The 22,978-nt window shown below is 58.3% G+C and carries 17 protein-coding genes and 1 pseudogene; 5 read left to right on the top strand and 13 right to left on the bottom strand.

Annotated features, from left to right (window positions below; all coding sequences use genetic code 11):
• Positions 1 to 410: 410 nt before the first annotated feature.
• Positions 411 to 1,871 carry a sulfatase family protein gene (locus GOX66_RS23080; protein ID WP_170765876.1) on the top strand — a complete coding sequence of 487 codons (1,461 nt, stop codon included), beginning with the start codon at positions 411 to 413 and terminating at the stop codon, positions 1,869 to 1,871.
• Positions 1,872 to 1,880: 9 nt separating this feature from the next.
• Here the strand turns inward: GOX66_RS23080 and GOX66_RS23075 are convergent, their stop codons facing one another.
• Entirely contained in the window at positions 1,881 to 2,810 is a 930-nt protein-coding gene (locus GOX66_RS23075) for a LysR family transcriptional regulator (protein ID WP_170765874.1), read from the bottom strand.
• A 376-nt stretch (positions 2,811 to 3,186) separates the two neighbouring features.
• Here GOX66_RS23075 and GOX66_RS23070 point away from each other — a divergent pair, with 376 nt between their 5' ends.
• Both GOX66_RS23070 and GOX66_RS23065 read left to right on the top strand, forming a co-directional pair.
• Positions 3,187 to 3,576, top strand: coding sequence for a hypothetical protein (locus tag GOX66_RS23070; RefSeq protein WP_170765872.1), 390 nt, complete (start codon positions 3,187 to 3,189; stop codon positions 3,574 to 3,576).
• Positions 3,577 to 3,646: 70 nt separating this feature from the next.
• Positions 3,647 to 4,606: a LysR family transcriptional regulator gene (locus GOX66_RS23065; RefSeq protein ID WP_170675199.1), complete on the top strand. Its 960-nt coding sequence runs from the start codon at positions 3,647 to 3,649 to the stop codon at positions 4,604 to 4,606.
• Here GOX66_RS23065 and GOX66_RS23060 read toward each other — a convergent pair.
• From GOX66_RS23060 to GOX66_RS23015, 10 genes are all read right to left on the bottom strand, one after another.
• Positions 4,594 to 5,475, bottom strand: a complete 882-nt coding sequence (locus tag GOX66_RS23060; RefSeq protein ID WP_170765870.1) for an amidohydrolase family protein — start codon at positions 5,473 to 5,475, stop codon at positions 4,594 to 4,596. The two genes, GOX66_RS23065 and GOX66_RS23060, sit on opposite strands and share 13 nt — an antisense overlap.
• Positions 5,472 to 6,932 carry a sulfatase-like hydrolase/transferase gene (locus GOX66_RS23055; RefSeq protein ID WP_170765868.1) on the bottom strand — a complete coding sequence of 487 codons (1,461 nt, stop codon included), beginning with the start codon at positions 6,930 to 6,932 and terminating at the stop codon, positions 5,472 to 5,474. The genes GOX66_RS23060 and GOX66_RS23055 overlap by 4 nt, the downstream gene beginning before the upstream one ends.
• A 23-nt stretch (positions 6,933 to 6,955) precedes the next feature.
• On the bottom strand, positions 6,956 to 9,823 hold the full coding sequence (locus GOX66_RS23050) for an FAD-binding and (Fe-S)-binding domain-containing protein (RefSeq protein ID WP_170765866.1): 2,868 nt from the start codon (positions 9,821 to 9,823) through the stop codon (positions 6,956 to 6,958).
• A gap of 61 nt (positions 9,824 to 9,884) precedes the next feature.
• Positions 9,885 to 11,399 carry a tripartite tricarboxylate transporter permease gene (locus GOX66_RS23045; protein WP_170765864.1) on the bottom strand — a complete coding sequence of 505 codons (1,515 nt, stop codon included), beginning with the start codon at positions 11,397 to 11,399 and terminating at the stop codon, positions 9,885 to 9,887.
• A 10-nt stretch (positions 11,400 to 11,409) separates the two neighbouring features.
• Positions 11,410 to 11,931: a tripartite tricarboxylate transporter TctB family protein gene (locus GOX66_RS23040; RefSeq protein WP_170765862.1), complete on the bottom strand. Its 522-nt coding sequence runs from the start codon at positions 11,929 to 11,931 to the stop codon at positions 11,410 to 11,412.
• Entirely contained in the window at positions 11,928 to 12,884 is a 957-nt protein-coding gene (locus GOX66_RS23035) for a tripartite tricarboxylate transporter substrate binding protein (RefSeq protein WP_170765860.1), read from the bottom strand. Before GOX66_RS23035 ends, GOX66_RS23040 begins: the two co-directional genes overlap by 4 nt.
• Positions 12,885 to 13,057: 173 nt before the next feature.
• Positions 13,058 to 14,263 carry a 3-oxoadipyl-CoA thiolase gene (gene pcaF, locus GOX66_RS23030; protein ID WP_170765858.1) on the bottom strand — a complete coding sequence of 402 codons (1,206 nt, stop codon included), beginning with the start codon at positions 14,261 to 14,263 and terminating at the stop codon, positions 13,058 to 13,060.
• Entirely contained in the window at positions 14,263 to 15,435 is a 1,173-nt protein-coding gene (locus GOX66_RS23025; RefSeq protein ID WP_214652760.1) for a CaiB/BaiF CoA transferase family protein, read from the bottom strand. Before GOX66_RS23025 ends, pcaF begins: the two co-directional genes overlap by 1 nt.
• Positions 15,432 to 16,679, bottom strand: a complete 1,248-nt coding sequence (locus GOX66_RS23020) for an acyl-CoA dehydrogenase family protein (protein ID WP_214652758.1) — start codon at positions 16,677 to 16,679, stop codon at positions 15,432 to 15,434. The genes GOX66_RS23025 and GOX66_RS23020 overlap by 4 nt, the downstream gene beginning before the upstream one ends.
• Positions 16,652 to 18,196 carry a class I adenylate-forming enzyme family protein gene (locus GOX66_RS23015; RefSeq protein ID WP_170765856.1) on the bottom strand — a complete coding sequence of 515 codons (1,545 nt, stop codon included), beginning with the start codon at positions 18,194 to 18,196 and terminating at the stop codon, positions 16,652 to 16,654. Before GOX66_RS23015 ends, GOX66_RS23020 begins: the two co-directional genes overlap by 28 nt.
• 249 nt (positions 18,197 to 18,445) lie before the next feature.
• Between GOX66_RS23015 and GOX66_RS23010 the strand changes: the two genes are divergently transcribed.
• Together GOX66_RS23010 and GOX66_RS23005 are read left to right on the top strand one after the other, a co-directional pair.
• A complete protein-coding gene (locus GOX66_RS23010; protein WP_170765854.1) occupies positions 18,446 to 20,404 on the top strand; it encodes a 3-hydroxyacyl-CoA dehydrogenase NAD-binding domain-containing protein in 1,959 nt (652 codons plus the stop codon).
• Positions 20,405 to 20,518: 114 nt separating this feature from the next.
• Positions 20,519 to 20,956, top strand: a complete 438-nt coding sequence (locus tag GOX66_RS23005; protein ID WP_170765852.1) for an acyl-CoA thioesterase — start codon at positions 20,519 to 20,521, stop codon at positions 20,954 to 20,956.
• Positions 20,957 to 21,103: 147 nt separating this feature from the next.
• Here the strand turns inward: GOX66_RS23005 and GOX66_RS23000 are convergent, their stop codons facing one another.
• Both GOX66_RS23000 and GOX66_RS22995 read right to left on the bottom strand, forming a co-directional pair.
• Positions 21,104 to 22,057 carry an autoinducer binding domain-containing protein gene (locus tag GOX66_RS23000; protein ID WP_170765849.1) on the bottom strand — a complete coding sequence of 318 codons (954 nt, stop codon included), beginning with the start codon at positions 22,055 to 22,057 and terminating at the stop codon, positions 21,104 to 21,106.
• Positions 22,058 to 22,241: 184 nt separating this feature from the next.
• Positions 22,242 to 22,978 (bottom strand): annotated as a pseudogene (locus tag GOX66_RS22995) (hypothetical protein); the annotation flags it as partial.

Below are 22,978 nucleotides of genomic sequence, written 5' to 3'. Positions count from 1 at the left end.
CCGCAGCAGGGTCATCCCGCCGCTACCGTGGTCGACTTTCTCACCGCCATTCTCACCATAAGGGCCCGCCGACAGTGTTTCGGCACATCAGAGGCCGGACACATGACTGCACCCGATCAGAAATTCCAAGGCTTTAAGTTCGCTCTCAGTAACCGGGGCATCCACACATAAATTATGTTCAGTCACCTCCAGGTTTGACATCTGACTCCTTCGCAAATCTGGTTGCGGCTAAACCGGACACGAGCCATCTAACCTAATTTCTGCGCTCGATGCTTGCATCCACGATCGGACGAAGCAGAACCACCTGAGCAGGGGGGGGAATTTCGAACAACTTGTTTCCTGTTTTGCACGAACCATGTCAGCCATTGACGATATGTATGTTCCTATCAAGTGCAGAGTAAGGAACACTCATGACAAGCCCAGGCAACCTAATTTTGTTCGTAACGGACAATCATACGCGAAACTTTTTAGGAGTGGCAGGCCATTCTCACGTACGGACACCGAACCTTGACAGCCTGGCAAAACGCGGCGTCCATTTCAAAAACGCTTACGCTGCCACGACATTATGTTGTCCGGCGCGGGCCGCCATCGCGACCGGTCTCTACCCGCATCAAACCGGTTTTTGGGACAATGCGACAATGTACGACGGCTCGGTCAAGACTTGGCACCATCATCTGCGCGACGCACAGGTATCGGTTACGGCGATTGGAAAACTGCATTACCGGTCAGTAGAAGACGACAATGGCTTTACCGAGGAAATCCACACCATGCATGTGGTCGGAGGTGTTGGTTCTCCACTGACGCTATTGCGGGCAACCGAAGACGGCGTGCCAAGCCGCGCCGGACATAAGGCGATTTACGGAAATTCGGGGCCCGGCCAGACCGACTACCAGATCTATGACCGTCAGATCACCGAAAGGGCGATTGATTGGTTGCGCGGCAATGCGGACAACCCCGAGCCTTGGGCTTTGATTGTCTCATATCCCAGTCCGCACCCGCCGTTCCGGGCTGATCAGGAATTCTGGGATCTATATCCGCCCGAAGACATGCCTTTGCCGTCCACATGGGATGTGCCAAACCGCTATGACCATCCTGCGATGGCCTATCTGGCGTGGATGAACCAACTGCCTGAGGGCATGGACGAAACCTTTATGCGGAACGCCTATGCGGGATATTGCGCTCTGATTACCCAGACCGACGCCGAAATCGGCAAGGTCATCGACATGGCGGACGAACTTGGCCTGACCGACACGACACGGTTGGCATATACCTCAGATCATGGCGAGGCGATTGGCGCCCATGGCGTTCTGGGCAAAGCCAATCTGTATGAGCATTCTGCCGGTGTTCCTCTGATTCTGGCAGGCCCAGGCCTTCCCAGGGGCAAGACCGTGTCCGACTGTGTCAGCCATGTGGATTTGTTCCCGACCATTCTGGATTTGTTCGACGTTCCCAACAAAAGTGGCGAAATCCTCCCGGGCTGTTCCCTGTTGAAGGTGATCGGGGGCCAGCAGGTACTGCGGCCGGGATTTTCCGAATATCATGCGATGGGCAGTGTAAATTCCAGCTTCCTGATCCGTCAGGACAATTGGAAGCTGATCTATCACGTCGATTTGCGTAATCAGCTGTTTGATCTGGCCTCGGACCCCGATGAGGCAAATGATTTGCTTGCGGGTGGAGGAACGCACCCGAAAGAGGCAGAGTTGACCGCATTGCTACGCAAGCAGGTCAACCCCGAGGAACTGAATGCACGCAGCAAAGCAGACCAGCTTGCCCGGATCGAAGAATTGGGAGGTTACGAAGCGGTAAGAAACGCCGGATCCATTGCGGCCTCACCCATTCCGGGCACAGAGGTCCGCCTGGAAAAGATCTGAGTATTGGGGTCAATCGGCGTCCAGCACCTTGTCCAGATGCTTTCGATAGGTCAGAACCTCTTGCCGGATTGCATCCTTGATGAATGCTGCGGCCCCTTCGACCTCGCGGTCGCGGGGAACAACAAAACCGACGGGAATGGATTGCTTCGTCTTTAGGCGGCGCAGCACAAATTTCTGACCCAGCAAAGTCTTGGGGAATACTCCGTCGTTGATAGACAGACTGCCCGCCGCTAATCCGACACGGATCGAGACATCGACCTTGCCGCTTTCCTGCCGCACATCCGGGATCAGGCCGACACGGTCGAATACCCGGGCGATGCGCTGGCGCAAGATAGACCCGCTTTCAATCAGCGACAGTGGTTCGTCGGCCAGAGCCTGAACCGGAATCTCACGTTCGCCGGACAAGGCATGATCTCGGGGTAGGATCACACACAAGGGAAAATCGACGATGGGTTCACCACGAACGCTCGGATGAACAACGGGGACGGTTGTCAGAGCGATGTCGAACAGGCGCGATGCTGCCCACCGCTTTATGTTGTGGCGAGCCTCGACGCTGATGTTGATACGGGCTTCCGACCGGGTTTCGCGATAATAGCGCTGAATGGCCGTCGGCAGGATTTGTTCGGCCAGCCGTGGAAAACTCAATATCCGGACCAATTGTTCTCTAGCTGCACCGTCGCGGATCGCGTCAGAGATGCGGGGTAACTCGTCCATTACGCTCAGTGCGCGCATTGCCTCGGGCAAAAGGGTTTCTGCGGCTTCGGTCGGGATTAGGCGCTGCCGTTCGCGGCGGAAAAGCTTCAGTTCCAGATCGCGTTCCAATGCCGACAGCATCCGGCTGGCGGCTGACGGCGTCAGGTGCATCTGTTCCGCTACTTTTGCGATGGTACCCGCCTGCATGACCTCGACAAACAGCTTGAGCGAAGCAATTTTTGGCATTCTCGCAGACATCCATAGTCTCCGGTTTTGGCGTCATATTTGTTGTGCTTTGGGAAGCATCTGATCAGTATCAGCCAATTTGCGCACGAAGTAACCAGCAAGATTTCGTAAATTTCCGGATTCAAGGGACGTGGCGCCGCAATCAAAAATCATAAGCTCTATCCCATTGGTCGATAGCGATACGTCACTTCCGCTAGGGTCTGGATTGGCTGCAATGCGCGATATTCTGATCGTAATCTTTGGCTTTCGGCGTGCTATCCGAATTTCGTCTGGCGATCATATCTAAAAGATATTTTTGGAACCGAACCCGCACGGATATCGTTCAATCAACGCGAATGCCGAAGACATGTGCGGCGGATATGGAAGTGAGGAAACAATGTATGAGGACGCCGTTGCGGCCGCCAAAGACGTGATGCACCGCCACGTGCAGGCACTGAATGCTCGTGATGCCGCAGCCATATCAGAGACGCTGCATTTTCCGCATTTTCGCCTGGCAGGTGAAACCGTAAAGATCTGGGATAGCCCTGACAGCTATCTGAAAGATTTCCACGCCCGTGCGGGTGACAACTGGGGGCACACGGAGTGGGGGCATCTCAGGCCGCTGCAGTCCGAGGCCAGCAAGGTGCATCTGGATGTAATGGTGAACCGGTTCGACAATTCCGGGCAGCCGCTGGTTTCTTTCCGGTCTCTCTGGGTGATCACGCAAATAGCTGGGGTTTGGGCGGCGCAGATGCGGTCCTCGTTTGCGCAGGAGGCGCGCCAGTAAGCGATCACATTTTCTTCTGCCGCGCGCCGGGATATAGTGATCTCGACTGCAAATTGTATTCAGGTGCGCGATGAATATCCGCCAGCTTCGGTATTTTATTTCAATTGTCGATCAGGGCAGCGTATCCAGCGCCGCGCGGGTCCTTCATATCGCGCAACCCGCGCTCAGCCAGCATATCGCCAATCTGGAAGAGGAACTGACTACCGAACTGCTGGTGCGATCATCCCGTGGGGTCAAGCCAACGAAGGCAGGCGAAGTTCTATATCATCACGCCCGCAAGATCGTTGCACAGATCAAAGAGGCAACTGACGACGTTCGGAAAGAGGCCGATACCCCGCGCGGTGAGGTCTCGATTGTTGTGCCGCCGATGCTGGGTGTTCACGTGGCACCATTGTTGCTGGAACGAGTTGCCGAGAAGTACCCCGAAGTCGAGCTTCGGATTATGGAAGAACTGGCCCTGAACGTAAAAGAGATGATTGAAAACAGCCGGGTGGACTTGGGTGTTCTGGCGACCCGCGACAAAACCCCCAAGGCTGAATACTTACATCTTTATACAGAACCGCTGTATCTTGCGTCCCGCCGCAAATCTGACGACAAGCCATGCTCGGGGGATGAGACCGTGGATGTCAAAGCGCTGTTTTCCACACCTCTGGTCCTGAGCCAACAGTCCCATGCTGTGCGCGAGATTGTCGAAGATGTCGCGGAAAAAATGGGGCGCACGCTGAACCTGCGTGTGACGACCGAGTCCGCACGTCTGCGGATCAGCTACATTCGCAGCGGCGTAACATCCGGAGTGTTGCCCTGGCCCTCAATCGATGGTCTCTGGCGTCGCGGAGAGATTTCGGCAAAACGGCTGGTCAACCCGGATCTGATCCGCGAAGTGTACCTGACCTGGCCGCGCAATCAGCCGCTGAACGCCGCGTCTCGGGCAGTCAGGCAGGAATTGCTGGATATCTGCCACGAACTGTTCGAAAGCGGCGTGATCCGGGGCACGTTCCGGCATGTGCAGCCCGAGGATCAGAAACCGTAAAGACGCGCGGGATTGTCCGTCAGGATTGCGTTTCGGGTTGCCGCCGCTGGCGCCCAAAGCGCCAGTTCATCCAACAAATCGCCGTCATTGGGCATCGCCACCGGAATGTGCGGGTGCGGCCAATCGGTGCCATAGACGACCTGATCCGGGTTCGCGGCGATCAGGGCTTGGGCAATGGGCGTAACATCGTCAAATTGCGGCGCGGCCTGGCCGGTGATCCGATACGCGCCCGAAAGTTTGGACCAGGCCTTGCCCTCGTGCATCAGGTCCAGCAGTGCCTGAAACCCCGTGGTCCCGATCCCCTTGCTCACCGGAAAATGCCCCATATGATCAAAGACGGTTTGTACCGGCAGGGACGAGAAATAGGCGTAGGGGTCAGGAAAGGTGCTGATGTCCAACAGCACCTGAAGGTGCCAGCCCAATGGCGCGATCCTGTCGGCTATGGCGCGCACCTCAGCCATCGCCTTGTCGCCGCTGAACAATAGATTAGCCCGGACGCCGCGCGCACCCTGATCGTGCATCTGCTGCAATTGTTCCTCGGTGACTGCACCATCGACGACCACGATTGCGCGGTATTGTTCGCGGTCGGCTTCGGCCGCCTCCAGTGTCGCGCGATTATCGGTTCCATAAATGCTGGGCTGGACGATCACAGCACGCTCGAAACCAAGAGTGGTCAGTAGATGTTCGTAGGATGCTAAGGATGCCTCGGGTGGTGTATAAAATCTGTCCGGCACCATCGGATATTTTTCTTGCGGACCAAACACGTGGGAATGGCAATCACAGGCTAGTGGCGGCATTGCGAATTGTGGCGCGCGGGGGGCCGGATCGGGACCGGCGCAGGCGGGAATTTGGGGGTTGCCCACGGTCATGCGGAAGCACCCTTCGAAGCGACGAAGTCAGCCTTTACGCCGGGGGCAGGCGTTGCGCCAAATCCGCCCCGTTCCAGCACCGCCGCGACCCCGCCATGTTTCTCGATGATTGCCGCCTGATCCGTTTTGGCCTGGCGATCGACCGCATCCGGATCGCAGACCTTGAGCAATTCGGCATGCAGTTCAGCGCGGATTGCATCGTATTCGGGCGCAGTGCCCAGATCGTTGATCTCAGCAGGGTCAGTGTCGAGGTTGAAGAGCTGCGGATCCAGCCCGGTGTAATAGATGTATTTCCACGGCCCCTTGCGGATCATGAAGGCCCCCGACATTGCCCCCGCGGCATGATATTCAGAAAACACGGCGCGGTTCGGGCAATCTTCTTCGGCGGCAATCTGGAACAGCGACCGACCGGGCAGTTCGGGGTCATCGGCGCTGAGCCCGGCGCAATCCAGCACCGTTGGGAAAACATCAGCCAATGACACTGGCGTCTTACTGACCTTGCCGCCCGGCACATCCGGCCCGGCCATGATCATCGGAATGGCGGCGGCCTCTTCATACATGTTGGATTTGCCCCACATGCCACGCTCGCCCATGTTGTCGCCGTGGTCGCTGACATAGATGACATTTGTGTTGTCGTTTAGCCCGGCAGCTTCGATCGCATCCAGAATTCGGCCCACATTGTAGTCCATGAAGCTGATCAATCCAAAATAACCGGTCAGCGCGGCCTGCGTGCGTTCCTCGTTGAAATTGTCATAGACAAAGCAATGGCGCAGTGCCTTGAGCCAGGGGTGGTCATCCTCGCGCGCGGGTTTCGTAGGCTTGAGGTCCATGTCCTTGTAGAGGTCATAGAATTCTTGCGGTGCGGTCAGCGGGAAATGGGGCGCGACCATCGAGATGAACACGGTCCATGGCTTGTCGCTTGCCGGTTCGTTTCCACGCTCGGCAATCCACGCGCAGGCCGCGTCGGTGATGTTGCGGTCATAGGTGGTGTACGAGGTTTCTCCCGCGCCGGCGCTGTCCGCCAGATCGCGTGCTTTCCACCGGCGCGGCATCGGCTCGCGGACACAGCCCAGCACGTCGCCGACACCATTGACCAGATGCATCGGGATCTGCTGGAAATCCAGCCCCACGGGGTCGGATTCGTTGCGGTAATGCAGTTTGCCGATCGAGCCCACTGGGTTTCCGTTCTGCTGCAGGTAGTGCCCCCAGGATTTCGGCTCGCCGGTGTAAGGTGTGGCGTTGTCCCAATGGCCGGTCTGATGGCCGTATTTGCCGGTTGCAAAGCTGGCGCGTGCAGGCACACAGATCGGCGCATTGGTATAGGCGCTTTCGAACAGGGTACCCCGTGCGGCCAGCCGGTCCAGATGGGGTGTCTTGATGAACGGATGTCCAGCGCATCCCATGATGTTGGACGCGTGTTCATCGGACATCAGGACAATCATGTTATGGGCGGTCATGGGGACCTCGATTCTTTTTGTGGTTACGGTTCAAGCCGCGCCAGAAGCGCAGAGCAGGGATGTGCGGGTTCGGCATCGCCGAACCGTCCGGTCTGGGACCGGCAGGAAAACCCGGTAGCCAACGCGCCGAGCCCGGCGGTTTCCAGAGGTTCACGCCAGGACAGGTCAAAAAGCTGGCCGGACATGGCGCGGTGTTCGGCTTCGTGACCAAACAACCCTGCCATGCCGCAGCATCCGGTATCGGCGATGTCGAGCGTCAGTCCGAAATGCCGGAACACCGACTGCCAGCGTCGGGAGGTGGCGGGGTCGGCGGTTTTCTCGGTGCAATGGGTGAACAGGGTGTAGCGTGCGGCCTCGTCGTCGGGCAGCCGGGGCAGCGCGTGCAGATTGTCGGACAGGAAGCGGTCGAGCGACAGGACCTGACTTGCGCCCAGATCGTAATCCTTGTTCAGCAGGTCGGTCACGGCGGGCTCAAGACTGATCAGTGGCAGATCATCTGCCCTAAACTGCGACAGCAGAGCGGTGGTCTGATCGCGCTGCGCTGCAAAAGCGTTCATCATGCCGCGTACCTGCCGGGCCTTGCCGTTGGCGACCGGTGGAATGGCCCAGACGGTAAATCCCAGCCGGCCCAGCAGAACCGCCGATTGCGCGATCACTTTGGTATCGAACGCACCGGTGAAGCTGTCCAGCACCAACAGAACGGGGCGTTCTCCCCAGTTCGACGGGCGCGTATTGGGAGAGACCAGTTTGCCCCCGGCGTCTTGCACCGCCTGTTCGGCGGACAAAGCGGAATAGCGGGGGATGTCAACCAGGCCGAACCCCCGGTTCAGCACAGCGCGCATTAGAGGGTTGCCCGCCAGCAGATTGGCCGGTCGCGGCAGCTTTCGCAGGGCCAGCGAAAGTCGCTCCATATGGCGCAGCACATGGTCGCGCGCGGGGCGGGTGCGGGTCTTGAAATATTCATGCAGGAAGGCGGATTTCATTGCTGGGATATCAACGCGGACCGGGCATTGGCCAGTGCAGGATTTGCACGACAGGCACGTGTCCAGACTGTCCTTCAGCGCCTCTTCCACCGGGGCGACATCCTCGCCGGTCGAACGCAGCCGCGTCCACTCTCGAAACAGACTGGCGCGGCCCTTAGGGGCCTGAACCTTGTCACGCGTGGCCTTGTAGGACGGACACATCGGATCGCTGGGTGCCCAGTTGTGACAGGCCCCATTGCCGTTGCAGGCTATGGCACGGTCGAAATCGGCATGGACCGTTTCGTCGATCTGGGCATCTCGCGCTCCGCGCATCGGCACGGCGTCCAGCTTCATCACCGTCATGTCACTGTCGGCCGCCGTCACCAGCTTGCCCGGATTCAGCCGGTTGTCGGGATCGAAGGCGGCCTTGATCCGACGCATCACGCCATAAAGGTCAGGACCTACATATGTTTCGACATATTCGCCCCGCATCCCTTTGCCATGCTCACCCCAGATCAGGCCTCCATGCTTTTGGCATAGCGCTGACACCGCGTCCGATATCGGACGGATCTGGTCCCGGTCCGCCGGGTCGCGCATGTTCAGCATGGGGCGCACATGCACACAGCCCACATCGGCATGGCCGAACATGCCGTAAGTCAGGCCGCGTGCATCCAGCAACTGGCCGAACTCGGCCACAAAGGCCGACAGGTTTTCTGGCGGCACGGCTGCATCCTCGACAAAAGGCAGACCGATACGGCTGGTTTCCACTGCTGCCAGCAAGCCGACCGAGCGTTTGCGCATCTCCCACAGTGCCGACATCTCGGCAGGCGCGGCGGTGGCCACCTGCGCGGTCAGGGGGATGTAGTTCTTTTCCAGAATGCCCGCCAGGCGGTCCTGACCGGCACGTACTTCGTCATCGTTGTCGCCGGTGAATTCGACGAACAGGAACCCACCTGCCTCACCGACTTGACCCAGCACGCTTTCCACCTCGCTCCACATCGGAGAGGCTGCGGCCAGCGCAAGAATCTTATCGTCCAGAAACTCGATGGCGGCGGGCTCGGCCTTGACCAAATGGGGAACGTGTTCCAGCGCCGCTATGCAATTGTCATAGGCCAAAACCGTGAGCGCCCGTATATTAGGGATTGGCGTGATGCGCAGTGTTAGTTGAGTGGTCAGGGCCAGCGTACCTTCGGACCCGGCAAGTAGTTTGACATAATTGAGATCGCCCGCGTCTGTACGCGCCTCGTCCAGGTTATAGCCGGTCAAACCCCTGTTCATGACGGGAAACTGCTGGGTGATCTCTTGGGTATGGGTGTTCAGATCGTTTCGGATGGCGCTGCCGATACGCTCCAGTTCGGCATCCGAAGTTGCGTGAGTGGTGGCCGTGGCACTTCTCCCATTGGCCAGAATGATATCGGCGCTCAGAACATGGTCCGACATACGGCCATAAATCCGACTGCCCTTGCCGCTTGCATCGGTGGCGAACATGCCGCCCACCGTCGCCCGCGACGATGTGGAAACCGTAGGGGCAAAGAAATAACCCTGCGGTCTGAGATAGGCATTGAGCTGGTCCAGCACGACCCCTGGTTCGACAGTGACCGAGCGGGCCTTTATGTCCAAAGATAGAATGCCGATCATGTGCCGGGACATGTCGATCACCACGCCGTCATTCAGCGACTGGCCGTTGGTGCCGGTTCCGCCCCCGCGCGCGGTCAGCGCGATGCCAAATCGATCCGCAAGCGCTGCGGCCTTGGCCACGTCGGCGGCATCCCGGGGGAACAGGATCGCCTGAGGCGCGATGTAATAGATGCTGTTGTCGGTCGCCCCGACCAGCCGCGCGGCTTCATCCTCGGCAATGTCACCGCCAAAGCCATCGGCGCGCAGGGCGTTCAGATACTGCCGCAGATTGGATGCGGTGTCGTCCAGCATATCTTCAGAATCCCTGTTGGTGTGCCCGAGCGCCGGTCAGGGCACTCGGGTAGGGGGTTTGTCAGGTTTGCAATTCGGCAGGAGCGGCCTTGCGGGCGCGCATCCGTCCGATGATGCGGATACCGATTGCGATCACGGGGATGGCAAAGAAGATCAGCGCGACCGGGCGGTGCAGGAAGATGCCGAACCCGTCATCGGTCAGCAACACCGACTGGCGCAATGCCTGTTCGGCACCGGGGGCCAGCACAAAGGCGATGATCGCCGCAGCAGGGCTGAAGTTCAGCGTCCGCATGAAGTACCCGATCAGACCAAAGATGCAGGCCACCAGCACGTCGAACATCGACGACCGCGCGGTGTAGGCCGAGATTAGGGCCACCGCCAGAATGGTCGGATAGATCAGCCGCTGCGGCACCTTGTCGATGACCCGGCCAATGACCGGCCCCAGGAACCAGCCGATCAGACCATAAAGCGCGATACCGATCAGACCAGCGGCAAACAGGCCATAGACGATGTCGCCCGAGGTCTCGAAGATTTTCGGACCAACCTGAATACCATGGATCAGGAACACACCCATCAGCATCGCGGCAATGGTCGAACCCGGAACGCCAAGCGCCAGCAACGGGATCATCGACGGGCCGGATACCGCGTTGTTGGCGGCCTCGGGCGCGGCCACGCCCTCGATGGCGCCTTTGCCCCATTCGTCCTTGTTCTTTGCTTTCGCCTTTGACGAGCCATATGCCACGAAACAGGCCACCGCCGAGCCGACGCCGGGGATCAGGCCCACCAGCGCGCCGATGAACGATCCGCGCCCGATAAAGGGCAGGCAGCGTTTGATTTCGGCCCAGCTAAGCTGGTCATCCTCGGGCTTGCGGGCCGCGATTTCGTCATGATGCGCCTGACCGGACCGCGCGGCTTGAACCTGCGCAAACACCTCGGAAATCACGAACATGCCGATCAGCAGGGGCACCAGCGAGAAGCCGTTATACAGCTCGACCATGCCGAAGCTGTACCGCGGCTCGGATGTGATCGGATCGAGTCCGATCATCGCCAGCGTTGCGCCAAACAGGGTCGAAGCGATGCCCTTGAGGACGGAATCCGAGATCACCGAACCGATAATCAGGAAGGCGCAGACATAGATCGCAAAGTAATCCGGGGGTCCCAGTTCGCGGGTCAGCTGTGCGATGGTCAGCGCGCCGAAGATCAGCATGAACTCACCTACATAGTCGCCAATGACCGACGCGGTTGTCGCGGTCTTGAGCGCTTTGCCTGCCTGACCCTTCTTGGTCAGCGCGTGCCCGTCGATCACCGTCGCAGCTGCGGCCGTTGTTCCCGGAGTATTGAACAGGATGGCCGAAATGGACCCGCCGAACCGCCCTGCCTTGCCGATGACATAGAGGAAAGCCAGCGCTGACAGAGGATCGATGTAATAAGTGATAGGCACCAGCATCGCGATCGCAGCCGAGGCCGTCAAACCCGGCACCGCACCGACGATCACACCGAGGATCGAGCCCAGCACCACGAACATCAATGTCTCGGGTGTGGTGAAAATGGTGTAGAAACCGTTCAGAAGTTCCATGTCACATTCCTCACTTCAGCCCGATCAGGGACAGGGGGTTGAAGATGGTGGCGGCTGGTTCGAACACTGTCATCAGCTTGAAAAACAGCAGATACAGCACGGCTGTCCCGATCACCGGTAACAGGATTAACGCCGGGGGGCGCACTGCAAAAAGCAGTGCCGCACAGAACAGCGTTACGAAACAGGCGGTGACGTAACCGAACGCGCCGAACATCCAGACAAAGGCCAGCCCCAGCAGGAACAGTGGCACGGCGTCAGAAAAAAAGCGTTTCGCCTCAAAGCTGCTTTTGTCTGCCGGGGCGGTCTGGTTACGGACACCAAAAACAATCAGGGTCAAACCAATCAGCCCCAGCGCCACACAGATCGCCTGTGGAAAGAACCGGGGCCCGACACCTTCTTCGTCAACAAAATCCAGCGAGATGTTGAAGGATTTCCAGAAAAAGAAGGTGGCCAGAGCGGCCAGCGCGGCCCCTGCCACAATGTTGTGGCGCGCAGTATTGCGCGCCATGTTGATATCCACGTTCTGGGTCATTCCAGACCTTCCAGGAGCTTGCCCCACTCAACCTTGGACGTATCGATGTTTGCGGCAGTATCCGCGCCATTGACGCTTGCGGTTGGCAGACCGGCGGTGTTCAGCGTGTCAAGGTAGGCTGAGTCCTGAGTGATCGCGACAATCGCCTCGGACAGTTGCGCCACGACCTCATCGGGAGTGCGGGCTGGCGCCATCACGATCATCTGCGACGAGACCGGGATGAAGTCGATGCCCAGGGACTTGGCGGTCGGTGCATCCGGAGCTGCCGGGTGCGTATCGTTTGACAGAACCGCCAGCAGACGAACTTCGTCTTCGAAACCAAGACCCAGATGCGCGCCCATGACGCCGAAATCAACTTCAGAACTGGCCAGTGCCGCACGCACGCCCGAACCACCTTTGAACGGGACGTCCTTGGCTTTGACGTCGTTGGGGTTCAGAACGCCGAGACCCGCCATATGCCAGACATTGCCGCGACCGGTATGGCCCCAACGCAACGCTGTGTCTGAGGATTTGCCTGCTTCGAGTAGCTCGTCCAGCGATTGGATGGGCGATCCCGCAGGCACGAAGATACCGGCGGTCAGTTCGCCGATTGTGCCGACCATCTTGAAGTCGTCCGTCGAAACAACCTGCGGCTTGATCAGGTTCTTCAGAACAATTGAGCCTGCCGAGGCCAGATACAGGGTATAGCCGGTGGGGGGCTGATCCGCTACAAAGCGACCGCCAACCAGACCGCCGCCTCCAGGCTTATTGACAACAACCACGGGCTGTCCGCCGGTATGCGCCTCAGCTGCGCTGGCCAGCGCCCTGGCATAGGTGTCGGTGCCACCACCGGCCTTGAAACCTACGATCATATCGATCGGGCGCTCGGGGAAACTGTCGGCCTGGACCATTGTTCCTGCCACAGTCAATGCCGCACCAGCGGCAAGGCTTTTCATCCATCCAAGTTTTGTCATGGTTCTCCTCCCATCGAGTTCGCGGCAGTACGGCAGCGACTATTGTTTCATTCTCAGAGGCTATCGCTGGTACGGGCCATTCAGGAAATACTATCTTATGATTTCCCCCATCGGAAAATCATATCGGAATATCCCATGGTCCCTCCAACGCTCGGGGCTCATCAGCCACCGGGCTAAACTCTTTCCAGCAAAAGCGAAATTCCCTGGCCGACGCCAATGCACATAGTGCAGATCGCTCGGGTTCCTCCCTCTCGCTCCAGATGGCGTGTCGCCGTCAAGGCCAGCCTCGCCCCTGACATGCCCAAGGGGTGACCCAGTGCAATCGCGCCTCCGTTGGGATTTACCTTTGGGGAATCATCGGGCAGCCCCAGCGCCCTTGTCACGGCCAAGGCCTGTGCCGCAAACGCTTCATTAAGTTCTACAACATCGATTTGCCCGATTCCCAATCCTGTTCGGGACAGCAGTTTCTGCACGGCTGGCGCCGGACCAAAGCCCATGATCCGGGGTGCGACCCCGGCCGTAGCCGCGCAGACGATCCGGGCGCGTGGCGTCAGGCCATGACGTTTTGCGGCGTCTTCACTAGCAATGATCAGCGCTGCGGCACCGTCATTTATGCCCGACGCGTTGCCTGCTGTCACCGACCCGCCATCACGAAACGGCGCGCGCAGTTTGGCCAGCCCTTCAAGCGTGGTTTCCGGCCGGGGATGTTCATCGGTGTCAATGACCATCGGATCGCCTTTGCGACGAGGTATGGTCACGGATGTGATCTCTTCCGCGAATATGCCTGCCGTTTGCGCCGCCGCTGCACGCTGTTGTGAGCGAAGGGCGAAAGCATCCTGGTCTTCCCGGCTGATCCCAAAGTCTTCGGCTACGTTTTCGGCCGTCTCAGGCATCGAGTCGATACCATATTGCGTTTTCATCTGGGCGTTGACAAAGCGCCAGCCAATGGTTGTGTCGTGGATTTCTGCCGCTCGGGAATAGGCAGTGCTTGCCTTTGGCATCACAAAGGGCGCGCGGCTCATGCTTTCGACACCGCCCGCGATGATCAGGTCGGCATCCCCGGCCCGGATCGCACGCGCGCCGTAGGATATCGCATCCAGCCCCGAACCGCACAGCCGGTTCAAGGTTGTCCCGGATACGGTCTCGGGCAACCCGGCCAGCAGGGATGACATGCGCGCAACATTGCGGTTATCCTCGCCCGCCTGATTGGCGCAGCCGAACAGGACGTCGTCAACCGCCGCCCAGTCCACCTGCGGATTTCGCTCCATCAAGGCCCGCAGCGGCACAGCACCCAGATCGTCGGGCCGGACCGCGGACAGCCCACCGCCATAGCGCCCGATGGGCGTGCGGATCGCATCACAGATAAAGGCATCAGACATCAGATCACTCCGGCGTTGCGCATCGCCTGAATGGCGGCATCGTCGTGGCCCAACCCGCGCAGGATCTCGTCAGTATCCTGCCCTTTGCCGGGTGGGGGGCGGTTAAACTCATTCAATCCGGCGGAAAACTTGGTGGGGTACCCAGCCTGAAAGCATTTGTTCTCGCCTTCGCCCAGCTCACCGAACATGCCGCGTTCTTGCAAATGCGGGTCGTCGAACAGGCGCAGGTCCTGATAGACCACCGCCCAGGGAAGATCTGTCGGACCAAAAAGCGCTTCCCACTCGGGCAGCGTTTTTGAGGCGAACATCTCGGACATCAAGGCGTGCACTTCGGATTTGCGCTGGTTGCGCAGTATGTTGGTAGCGTATTCCTCACGGCCCAGCTGCGGAAAATCAGACGCCATCAGAGCGGCCAGCTGCACCCAGAACTTGTTTTCAAAGAGACCAATGGCGATGTGCCCACCATCGCTGGTTTCAAAGATATCGTTGTCAGGCATCACAAAGGACATCTTGTCGGGGTCGCCCTCGCACAGCTCATGCGCGATGCGCACCAAGGGCGCGGACCAGTTCACCATCGCGTCGGTGATCGCAACGTCCAGATACTGACCCTTGCCGCTGATCTTGGCCGAGGCCATGGCCACCGCCAGCGACAGCGCGCCATACATCGCGCCCGCGTAGTCTGACAGGCGGACCTTGGGGCGGGCGAGCTTGTCATTGACCTGGCTGGGCACGGCAAAATAGCCCGACAGAGCCAGAAAATCGATGTCGTGCCCGGCGCGATGGCGATAGGGACCGGTCTGTCCAAATCCCGACAACGAGCAATACACGATCGCCGGATTCAATGCCCGGACAGCCTCGTATCCGAAGCCAAGCCGATCCATCACACCCGGGCGAAAGCTTTCGATGACCGCATCCGCGCTTTTCAGCAGGTCGGTCAGCACTGCTTTGCCCTCATCGGATTTCAGGTCCAGTGTCAGGGATTTCTTGTTCCGGTTTAGTCGCGCGAACATGTCTTTGCCAAGACGTCGCCCCGGATCGCCATGTTTGGGTTCTTCGATCTTGACGACATCGGCCCCCAGGTCGGCCAGCGATTGCGTTGCAAAGGGACCAGGCAGCAGGCGTGACAGATCGACAATGCGCATGCCGTTCAGAAAGGACCAGTCATTCGTCATTGCGCCGCCTCCGGATGTGCCTGTTTCCATTCTTTCTGGATACTTTTGCCGATGGTGTTGCGCTGAATTTCGGAACTACCAGTCAATACACGGAACATGCGTAGACGGCGGAACACCCACTCGACGGGGTGGTTCTTGGTCATTCCGGTCGCGCCATGGATCTGGATCGCCTTGTCAGCCACCTGAAAAGCGTTTTCAGCGACAAAAACCTTGCACATGGCCGCCTCGGTTCGGATGTTTTCACCCCGGTCCGCCTTGGCGGCGGCGGCGTGGATCATCGAATGAGCGGCAAAATTCGCGGTTTTCATATCGGCCAGCATGTGCTGGATCGCCTGAAAGTTGGCGATGGGTTGTTTAAACTGTACCCGCCGGTTGGCATAATCCACCGTCTGTTCCAGAGCAAACTGCGCATGGCCCAGCATGGTGGGGCATTGCAGAAGACGGTTGATGTTGATCCGCTCCATCCCCAGCTTGAACCCGTTGCCCAATCCTCCAAGGATATTGCGCGCAGGCACCCGGACATTTTTTAGAATGATGTCATTGTCGATATGCTGACCGGACATCGGCAGGTAATGCCCTTCGACCCGATACCCGGGCGAGGCCGCATCAATCAGAAACGCAGTCACGCCATCTGCCCCCGCTTCCGGGTCAGTCACACACATTACGATGGCAAAATCCGCCGTGCGAGACGCGGTGATATAGCGTTTGTGCCCGTTGATGATGTAGTCGTCGCCATCCTTGACGGCGGTGGTTTCGATCCGCATCGCATCTGATCCCGCATTGGGCTCACTCAGCGCAAAACAGCCGGCCCGTTCACCGCGCGCGGCGGGGTAGAAAAACTCTTCGTTTTGCTCGTCGGTCGCGCGGGTGATGATGTATCCGATCCGTATCGGCCCGCCGTTTTCACCCAGTACACAGCCATAAAGCGCCGCGTTGGACCGTGTGCAATCGGCCTTGAGCGTGCACAGCTGATCGATGGACAGACCCAGCCCGCCAAACTCTTCGGGCAGGTTGCAGCCATAGATGCCCAACTCGCGTGAACGTTTCCACCATTCTTCCAGCTGCGCCCGTTCGAACCGGGTTTCGTGGGTTAGACCATGCTCCTGTTCAAACGGGATCATTTCATCATAGAGCAGATTGTTCACTTTCGACCGCAGGTCGGCAAAGGCTTGGCTCTCAAGGCCCGACGTCGCGCGATTTAGCCCCTGATCCATGGTCACACCTTCCGATCCGAGTTGGCCCAATAGCCGTCTCGCACTCGGCGACGCAGAATCTTTCCAGCGTCATTTTTCGGCAGCTCGTTCACGATATCGATCGAATGCGGTTTCTTGAATTTCCCTAGTTTTTCAACGCAATGTGCTATCAGAGCATCCGCATCTATCTTGATCTTATCGCGCGGAACGATCACCGCCTTTACAGCCTCGCCCAGATCGGAATCTGGTACGCCAACGACACACACCTCATAGACTTCGGGATGTTCGAACAGCGCATTCTCGACCTCGTTGGGATAGACATTGAAGCCACCCGTGACGATCATGTCCTTCTTGCGGTCGACGATGAAGATATAGCCGGTATCATCCATGTAAGCGATGTCACCGGTGTGGTAGTACCCGTTCTTCAACACCGGTTCAGTCAGTTCTGGGGCGTTGTGATAGCCCTGCATCACATCTTCACCGCGTATCACCAGTTCTCCGGCCTCTCCCACGGGCATTTCATTACCCGCGTCGTCGACCACCTTCACTTCGGACTCGAACAGCGGGCGACCGCATGACTGAAACAGCTCGGGTCGGGTTTCCATTGCCAATCGGTGATCCGCTTCAGTCAGCATCGTGACGGAGGAACAAACCTCTCCCGCACCGTACCCCTGGTTCAGAATGGGGCCAAAGAATTCGACGGCTTCACGCAGACGCGTGGGTGAAATCGGCGCCGCACCATACCGCAGTAGCTTGAGCGAAGAGAGGTCATAGTTACCTCGGTTCGGTGCGGCCAGGATGCGGTTGATCATGGTCGGGACCAGATAGGTCTGCGTCACCTTCTCACGCTCCAGCGTTGAAAGGTACGTATCCACATCAAACCGCGACAGGATGATATTGGTATGCCCCTGCGCAAGCATGGGCAACAATGCCATCCCGGACACGTGGGTAATGGGCCCCACATGCAGAAAGGTCTCGGGCTGATCTGGATAAAGGCGCGACCGGAACGTGATCTTGCGCAGAATGGCGCGCCGGTTGCGCACAGAATGCATCGCGGCCTTGAGAACGCCAGATGATCCGGAAGTATAATGATGCACAGCGATGTCATCAGGATCGGCCTCGACACAGACAGGGGCGTTGTCGACCAGTGTCAGCGCGTCTTCGTAGCTACCGCCCTCTCCCATGACCAGAAGGGTTTGCAGGCCAGATGTTTCGGTCAGGGCCTGCTGCGCAGCGGCCAAATGCGCCTCATCCGTGATCAGGACCCGAACCTGACTGTCAGCGCAGACATGCACCACTTCTTCCGCTGACAGCCGTGCGTTGATCGGAACACGGACAAATCCGCCCTTCAACAGCGCCACTTCGGCTTCGGCGATTTCAACCCGGTTCCACGCCAATACTGCAACCCGCTCGCCCTTGGCGACGCCCAATCCGGCCAGAGCCGTCGCCAGACGATTTGTCCGGTCATCCAGTTCCGCATAGCTGAGCGCAACACGTTCATCCTTGAGCGCAATCCGGTCGGCCCAAAAGCGGGCGGCGCGGGTTACAAGATATCCCAGATTCGTCATGACAACCTCTCAGTTCGTTTTCGAGCCCAGCCTGAAGCGAGGGCATAGCTGATTGTCAGGAAAGGTAGAGAGTGGCGTTCAATAAGGAAAATATCATTTTTGACTGCTGGACATAGCAAAACGATATGGGTGTGATTTGCGGTCCCATAGGGTTTGCGTCTGGATGAGATCGGAACTCTCTATGCCCTTTTTCGGTGAGATCTTCGGTAGAGATACCGGCAGAGGATCATACAAACCGGAGGACAAAGCATGAGCGCAGTGACGGTGACACGGGTTGGGCAGGTTGGAGTGATCCGAGTGGATGCCCCGCCGGTCAATGCAATTTCGCAAGCGGTCCGCCAGGGTTTGTGGGATGCAGTTGAGGCCATTGTCGCCGATCCGCGGGTAGCGGTTGGCGTGCTGATCTGCGCGGGCCGGACCTTCATGGCAGGCGCGGATGCGTCTGAGCTGGGCAAGCCGCCGGTGCCGCCGCATCTGAACGATCTGGTGTTGTTTATTGAATCCTGTCCTAAGCCGGTCGTCGCCGCGATCCATGGTCAAGCGCTTGGCGGTGGGCTGGAAATTGCGCTGGCCTGCTCGCATCGGGTCGCGGTTTCGAATGCCCGTCTCGGCCTGCCCGAGGTCAATCTGGGCTTTGTCCCCGGTGCGGGTGGTACGCAACGCCTGCCCAGGCTAATCGGCGTGGAACCCGCGCTTGAGATGGCGGTCGAGGGCCAGCCGGTTGCGGCGCAAAATGCGCTGGAAACCGGGTTGATCAATGCGATCACCGAGGATTTGGAACCCGATGCAATGGCCTTTGCGGCTACGCTGATCGGGGTCGATCCGACCCCGGTCAAGCTGAACCGCCCGATTGCCGCCGAAAGCTTTGAGGCGGATGTGTTCGATCGGTGGCGGGCCATGTGTGGCAGGCGCAAACGCGGGCTGGATGCGCCGCTGGCGGTGATCGACGCGGTTCAGGCGGCGGCCGGCCCCGATTTTCAGGCCGGGCTGGACACCGAACGCGCCCTGTCGCTCAGGCTGCGCAAAAGTCCGCAGTCCACGGCGCTGCGGCATATCTTCTTTGCCGAGCGCGCGACCTACAAGGTCGACGGGCTCGACCTGTCACAGGCGGGCGACCTCAGCAGCGTCGCGGTGATCGGGGCCGGGACAATGGGCGCTGGCATCGCGCAGGTCTTTGCCGCGCAGGACATTCCCGTCACGCTTGTCGAGATTTCGGAAGAGGCCGCGCAGGCCGGGCTCGAACGTGTTCGCGACAATCTGGAACAGGCGGTCAAACGCGGAAAGCTGGACGCGGCACAGGCCGAGACGATTCTGGCGCAGGTCACGCCCACCACCGACTATCAGGCGCTGGCGTCCACCGACCTCGTGATCGAAGCAGCGGTCGAGGATATGGCGATCAAGAAACAGATCTTTGCGCGGCTGGATCGAGCCTGTCATCCGGATGCGATCCTGGCCACCAACACCTCTTATCTGGACATCAACGAGATCGCCACCGCGACGTCCCGGCCAGACCGCGTGGCGGGGCTGCATTTCTTCAGCCCTGCGCAGATCATGAAACTGGTCGAGATCATTCGCACTGACAGCACCAATCCCGCAGTGACGGCAACGTTGGCAGCGGTGTTGAAAAAGCTGGGTAAAGTCGGAGTCATCGCCGGGGTTTGCCATGGCTTCATCGGAAATCGCATGTATCAGGCGTATCAACGAGAGGCGGGTCTACTGATGCTGGAATGCGGCTCTCCCGAGCCGGTCGATGCGGCGTTGCGGCAGTTCGGCATGGCAATCGGGCCATTTGAAGTGCTTGATTTATCAGGCATCGATATCGGCTATCTGATGCGCAAGGCGCTGCCAGACGGGGCAGTTCACCCTTTAGCATTTCAAGTCCATGATCGCCTTGTCGAAATGGACCGCAAGGGGCGCAAGACGCAGGCTGGATTTTACAGTTACGGCGCGGGAAGCATAAATTTGGACGACACTGTTCTTACCCTGATACGAGACATTGCAAAAAAGGCGAGGATTGCGCATCGTGGCTTGTCGGTTCAAGAGATAACGGACCGGTGTATCCGTGCACTGCATGACGAGGGAAAGGCTATCTTGTCCGAAGGCGTCGCGGCCAAGCCGGGCGATATCGATGTAGTCTTTGTCAATGGCTATGGCTTTCCGCGTCACAGGGGCGGACCGATGTATCATGGAAAAAACGTCGTCGGCTAAACGACAATGTCACTTCGGCTGACTCGGCGATGAACCCAACGAGGGCGGGGTTGGAGCCAAGTCGTAAGGTTCGAATGCGGAGTATTTGCCGCATAGTTGTAGGAAAAGTTTGATATGACAAATGAAATTGATGCTAACCTGGCGCGTGGGTTGGAACTTGCTTCGCACGGCAGGCAACAAGACGAAGGCGTGCTGGTAATTCGCACCATAGCCATGCCCGCAGACACCAATCCGTCGGGTGATATTTTTGGGGGATGGCTCATGTCCCAGATGGATCTCGCGGCAGGCAATATGGCAGGTCGCGTATCGCAGGGGCGCGGTGCCACAGTCGCCGTCGAAGCTATGAAATTTCTTAGACCGGTGAAAGTAGGAGACGAAGTGACCCTGTATGCTACATTGCGGGCTGTCGGACGAACTTCGATGCGAATTCACGTAGATGCCTGGGCAAGACCAAGATACTCTGGCAATGCTGAGAAAGTGACGGATGCGGATTTCGTATTTGTCGCGCTAGAAAAAGACGGTACTCCGAGACCGGTTTTTGACGAACCATGATCGCTGGCTATTTCCGCAAAAGATCAGCTGCAAACTTTTGAACATCCACGTTTGCGGCTTTAGGTTTTGGGCCGCATGTATCGTAAATTAGTTGAAGGCCGGGGTATCTGCGCTTTCTTCGAAAAAGTAGCGTATCTCCAGCCAATTTCAGAGATACCTGATCCGCACGCTTTGATCCCGGTCGCACCCAAGTTCCTCCAGTATCCTTTCCGCGTCCAAATTGAAGTCTTTCATCAGGTCCGCGACTTGAACCGCTTGAAAGCTATCAAGATTCCGCACCGTCCGACCTTCTTCGAAGGTAATCAACTCGTGGGATCTTCCGGACCAACGCACGATGCCACCGCAAAGCCGCTGACTTTCCATATTGACCAGTTCGGCCACAGGGTCGGCAAAGAAATCGCTCCACTTAAGAAATCCAGTACTGACTGCCCGCGCCACTGCCTGTTCAATCGTCCGGCTTTTGAGCTTGGTGGTGATTGAAGCAGTCAGTGCCTCTACCATTCGCGAAGAATGCCCAGTCTGCCTGGCAATGACAGAGGGTATCAAACCCGACGCGAGCATCTTCAACACGCCCAGCTCATCGCCGGACAGGGAATCCGAGGGAAAGTTGAATACGGTTTCAATGACATCTAGGGCAAGCAGGTGCAGAATCTGTGCTTCATGGCGTAGGGCAGGGAGCATTCTCGTGATCAATGCGTCCCACTCGGGGCGGGGCGCATTTGACGTGACGGTAAGTAAGCCCCGCTCCCCGAAGGGGTTGATAACAGGAATGGAAAGACCGTTGCGTCCAACGCCAAGTTTTCGGGCTGCCTCAAAAAGCCCTGCGTAGTCAGCCTGGTTGTCGAACACTGACCAGTCGATCGGTGCGATCATAGTGGCGCCAAACCGAATGAGGGGATCGGCCAGAACCAGATCGTTGTCGACGTAGTGCCTGACCCATTCGGCCGGGAACGTGGTGCAGCCGTGGACAACGTTGTGATGCTTGTCGATATGGGCGTAGGACGCATTCTCCAGTCCGAACCTGGAGCAAATTTCCTGAAGGCGCGCCTCCCCGGTCTGCCTGAAATCCAGTTCAGAATTGCCAATGTCCGCGATTTTCATAGATCGACTTTCTGTTCTGCGGTGCCGTTGAGGCCGATTAGCAACCTAAAGCTGAACAAACCACTCGGGAATTCCCGTAGCCAATCACAGATTTGAATACGGTTCTGTTCTGGAGGCGGAAACAGAGCGAAAACCTGCCGGTGAGATGCATGGATTTGAAACGTGGGCATCGCACCCAACACGGCTAAAGCCCGTTCTTGTGGTCTTGCGGAAGCCCGTCTTCCTCCTCCCGGGCTCTTCGTGCCAACAGCCCCATGAAACTGGAAATCAGGTTCAATTCACCGCGTTCTTCTGCTTGAGCCATTCCGCGAAGATATCCGCCCGGATTAACCACGGGCGGCAGCCGCGGATCACTCAGCCTCGCATCCGCGATCACTCCCGAAAGGATCGCCCCCATGATGGTCAATCGTTCGATAGCCGCATGCCAGGCGGAGACATTGGTGCCGATCTCTGAAAGTCGGGACCAAACGCCGGTCTCAATTGCATAGAGGCTCGGATTGGAATTTCGATCTCCACCCCCGGCGATATCGATGTGCATGCGCAGTTCGGACGATGCCAGTTCATACAGGGTACGGTTATTCACCCGAGGCAGTTTTGGGGCCTTGCGCGGTTCAATATTCGTAAGATGATTGCTGTCTAAGCAATGCGCAGGGCTGTCAGGCCCGGAGCCCGAACAATCTGGTTCCTCGGCTTCAGCCGAGGACATTGTCTCATCGCCATCGGCGTTACAGGACAGAATTTCTTCTTCAATTTGGTCTTGTATATGGCACCCGAAACCAGCTTCGGGTTCACCCGAAATTTCACCGGGTTTTGCGACATGATCTTCGATCCGTTTCCAAAGGTCATGAGCCGCTTGAACGTGTAATCTGAGCCTGTCCAGCGTCATGTATTTCAACTTGTCAGCGCGCGGCCAGGACCGAA

The organism is Ruegeria lacuscaerulensis (assembly GCF_013031245.1).
GTDB lineage: Bacteria > Pseudomonadota > Alphaproteobacteria > Rhodobacterales > Rhodobacteraceae > Ruegeria > Ruegeria lacuscaerulensis_C.
The sequence above is the reverse complement of the archived record's forward strand: the minus strand, read 5'-3'. Positions and strand labels throughout refer to the sequence as shown.

What these genes read in the sequence shown, in the direction of transcription:
- GOX66_RS23080 (WP_170765876.1), top strand. Translation starts at nt 411, where the DNA reads ATGACAAGCCCAGGCAACCTAATTTTGTTCGTAACGGACAATCATACG.
- GOX66_RS23075 (WP_170765874.1), bottom strand. Translation starts at nt 2,810, where the DNA reads ATGCCAAAAATTGCTTCGCTCAAGCTGTTTGTCGAGGTCATGCAGGCG.
- GOX66_RS23070 (WP_170765872.1), top strand. Translation starts at nt 3,187, where the DNA reads ATGTATGAGGACGCCGTTGCGGCCGCCAAAGACGTGATGCACCGCCAC.
- GOX66_RS23065 (WP_170675199.1), top strand. Translation starts at nt 3,647, where the DNA reads ATGAATATCCGCCAGCTTCGGTATTTTATTTCAATTGTCGATCAGGGC.
- GOX66_RS23060 (WP_170765870.1), bottom strand. Translation starts at nt 5,475, where the DNA reads ATGACCGTGGGCAACCCCCAAATTCCCGCCTGCGCCGGTCCCGATCCG.
- GOX66_RS23055 (WP_170765868.1), bottom strand. Translation starts at nt 6,932, where the DNA reads ATGACCGCCCATAACATGATTGTCCTGATGTCCGATGAACACGCGTCC.
- GOX66_RS23050 (WP_170765866.1), bottom strand. Translation starts at nt 9,823, where the DNA reads ATGCTGGACGACACCGCATCCAATCTGCGGCAGTATCTGAACGCCCTG.
- GOX66_RS23045 (WP_170765864.1), bottom strand. Translation starts at nt 11,399, where the DNA reads ATGGAACTTCTGAACGGTTTCTACACCATTTTCACCACACCCGAGACA.
- GOX66_RS23040 (WP_170765862.1), bottom strand. Translation starts at nt 11,931, where the DNA reads ATGACCCAGAACGTGGATATCAACATGGCGCGCAATACTGCGCGCCAC.
- GOX66_RS23035 (WP_170765860.1), bottom strand. Translation starts at nt 12,884, where the DNA reads ATGACAAAACTTGGATGGATGAAAAGCCTTGCCGCTGGTGCGGCATTG.
- pcaF (WP_170765858.1), bottom strand. Translation starts at nt 14,263, where the DNA reads ATGTCTGATGCCTTTATCTGTGATGCGATCCGCACGCCCATCGGGCGC.
- GOX66_RS23025 (WP_214652760.1), bottom strand. Translation starts at nt 15,435, where the DNA reads ATGACGAATGACTGGTCCTTTCTGAACGGCATGCGCATTGTCGATCTG.
- GOX66_RS23015 (WP_170765856.1), bottom strand. Translation starts at nt 18,196, where the DNA reads ATGACGAATCTGGGATATCTTGTAACCCGCGCCGCCCGCTTTTGGGCC.
- GOX66_RS23010 (WP_170765854.1), top strand. Translation starts at nt 18,446, where the DNA reads ATGAGCGCAGTGACGGTGACACGGGTTGGGCAGGTTGGAGTGATCCGA.
- GOX66_RS23005 (WP_170765852.1), top strand. Translation starts at nt 20,519, where the DNA reads ATGACAAATGAAATTGATGCTAACCTGGCGCGTGGGTTGGAACTTGCT.
- GOX66_RS23000 (WP_170765849.1), bottom strand. Translation starts at nt 22,057, where the DNA reads ATGAAAATCGCGGACATTGGCAATTCTGAACTGGATTTCAGGCAGACC.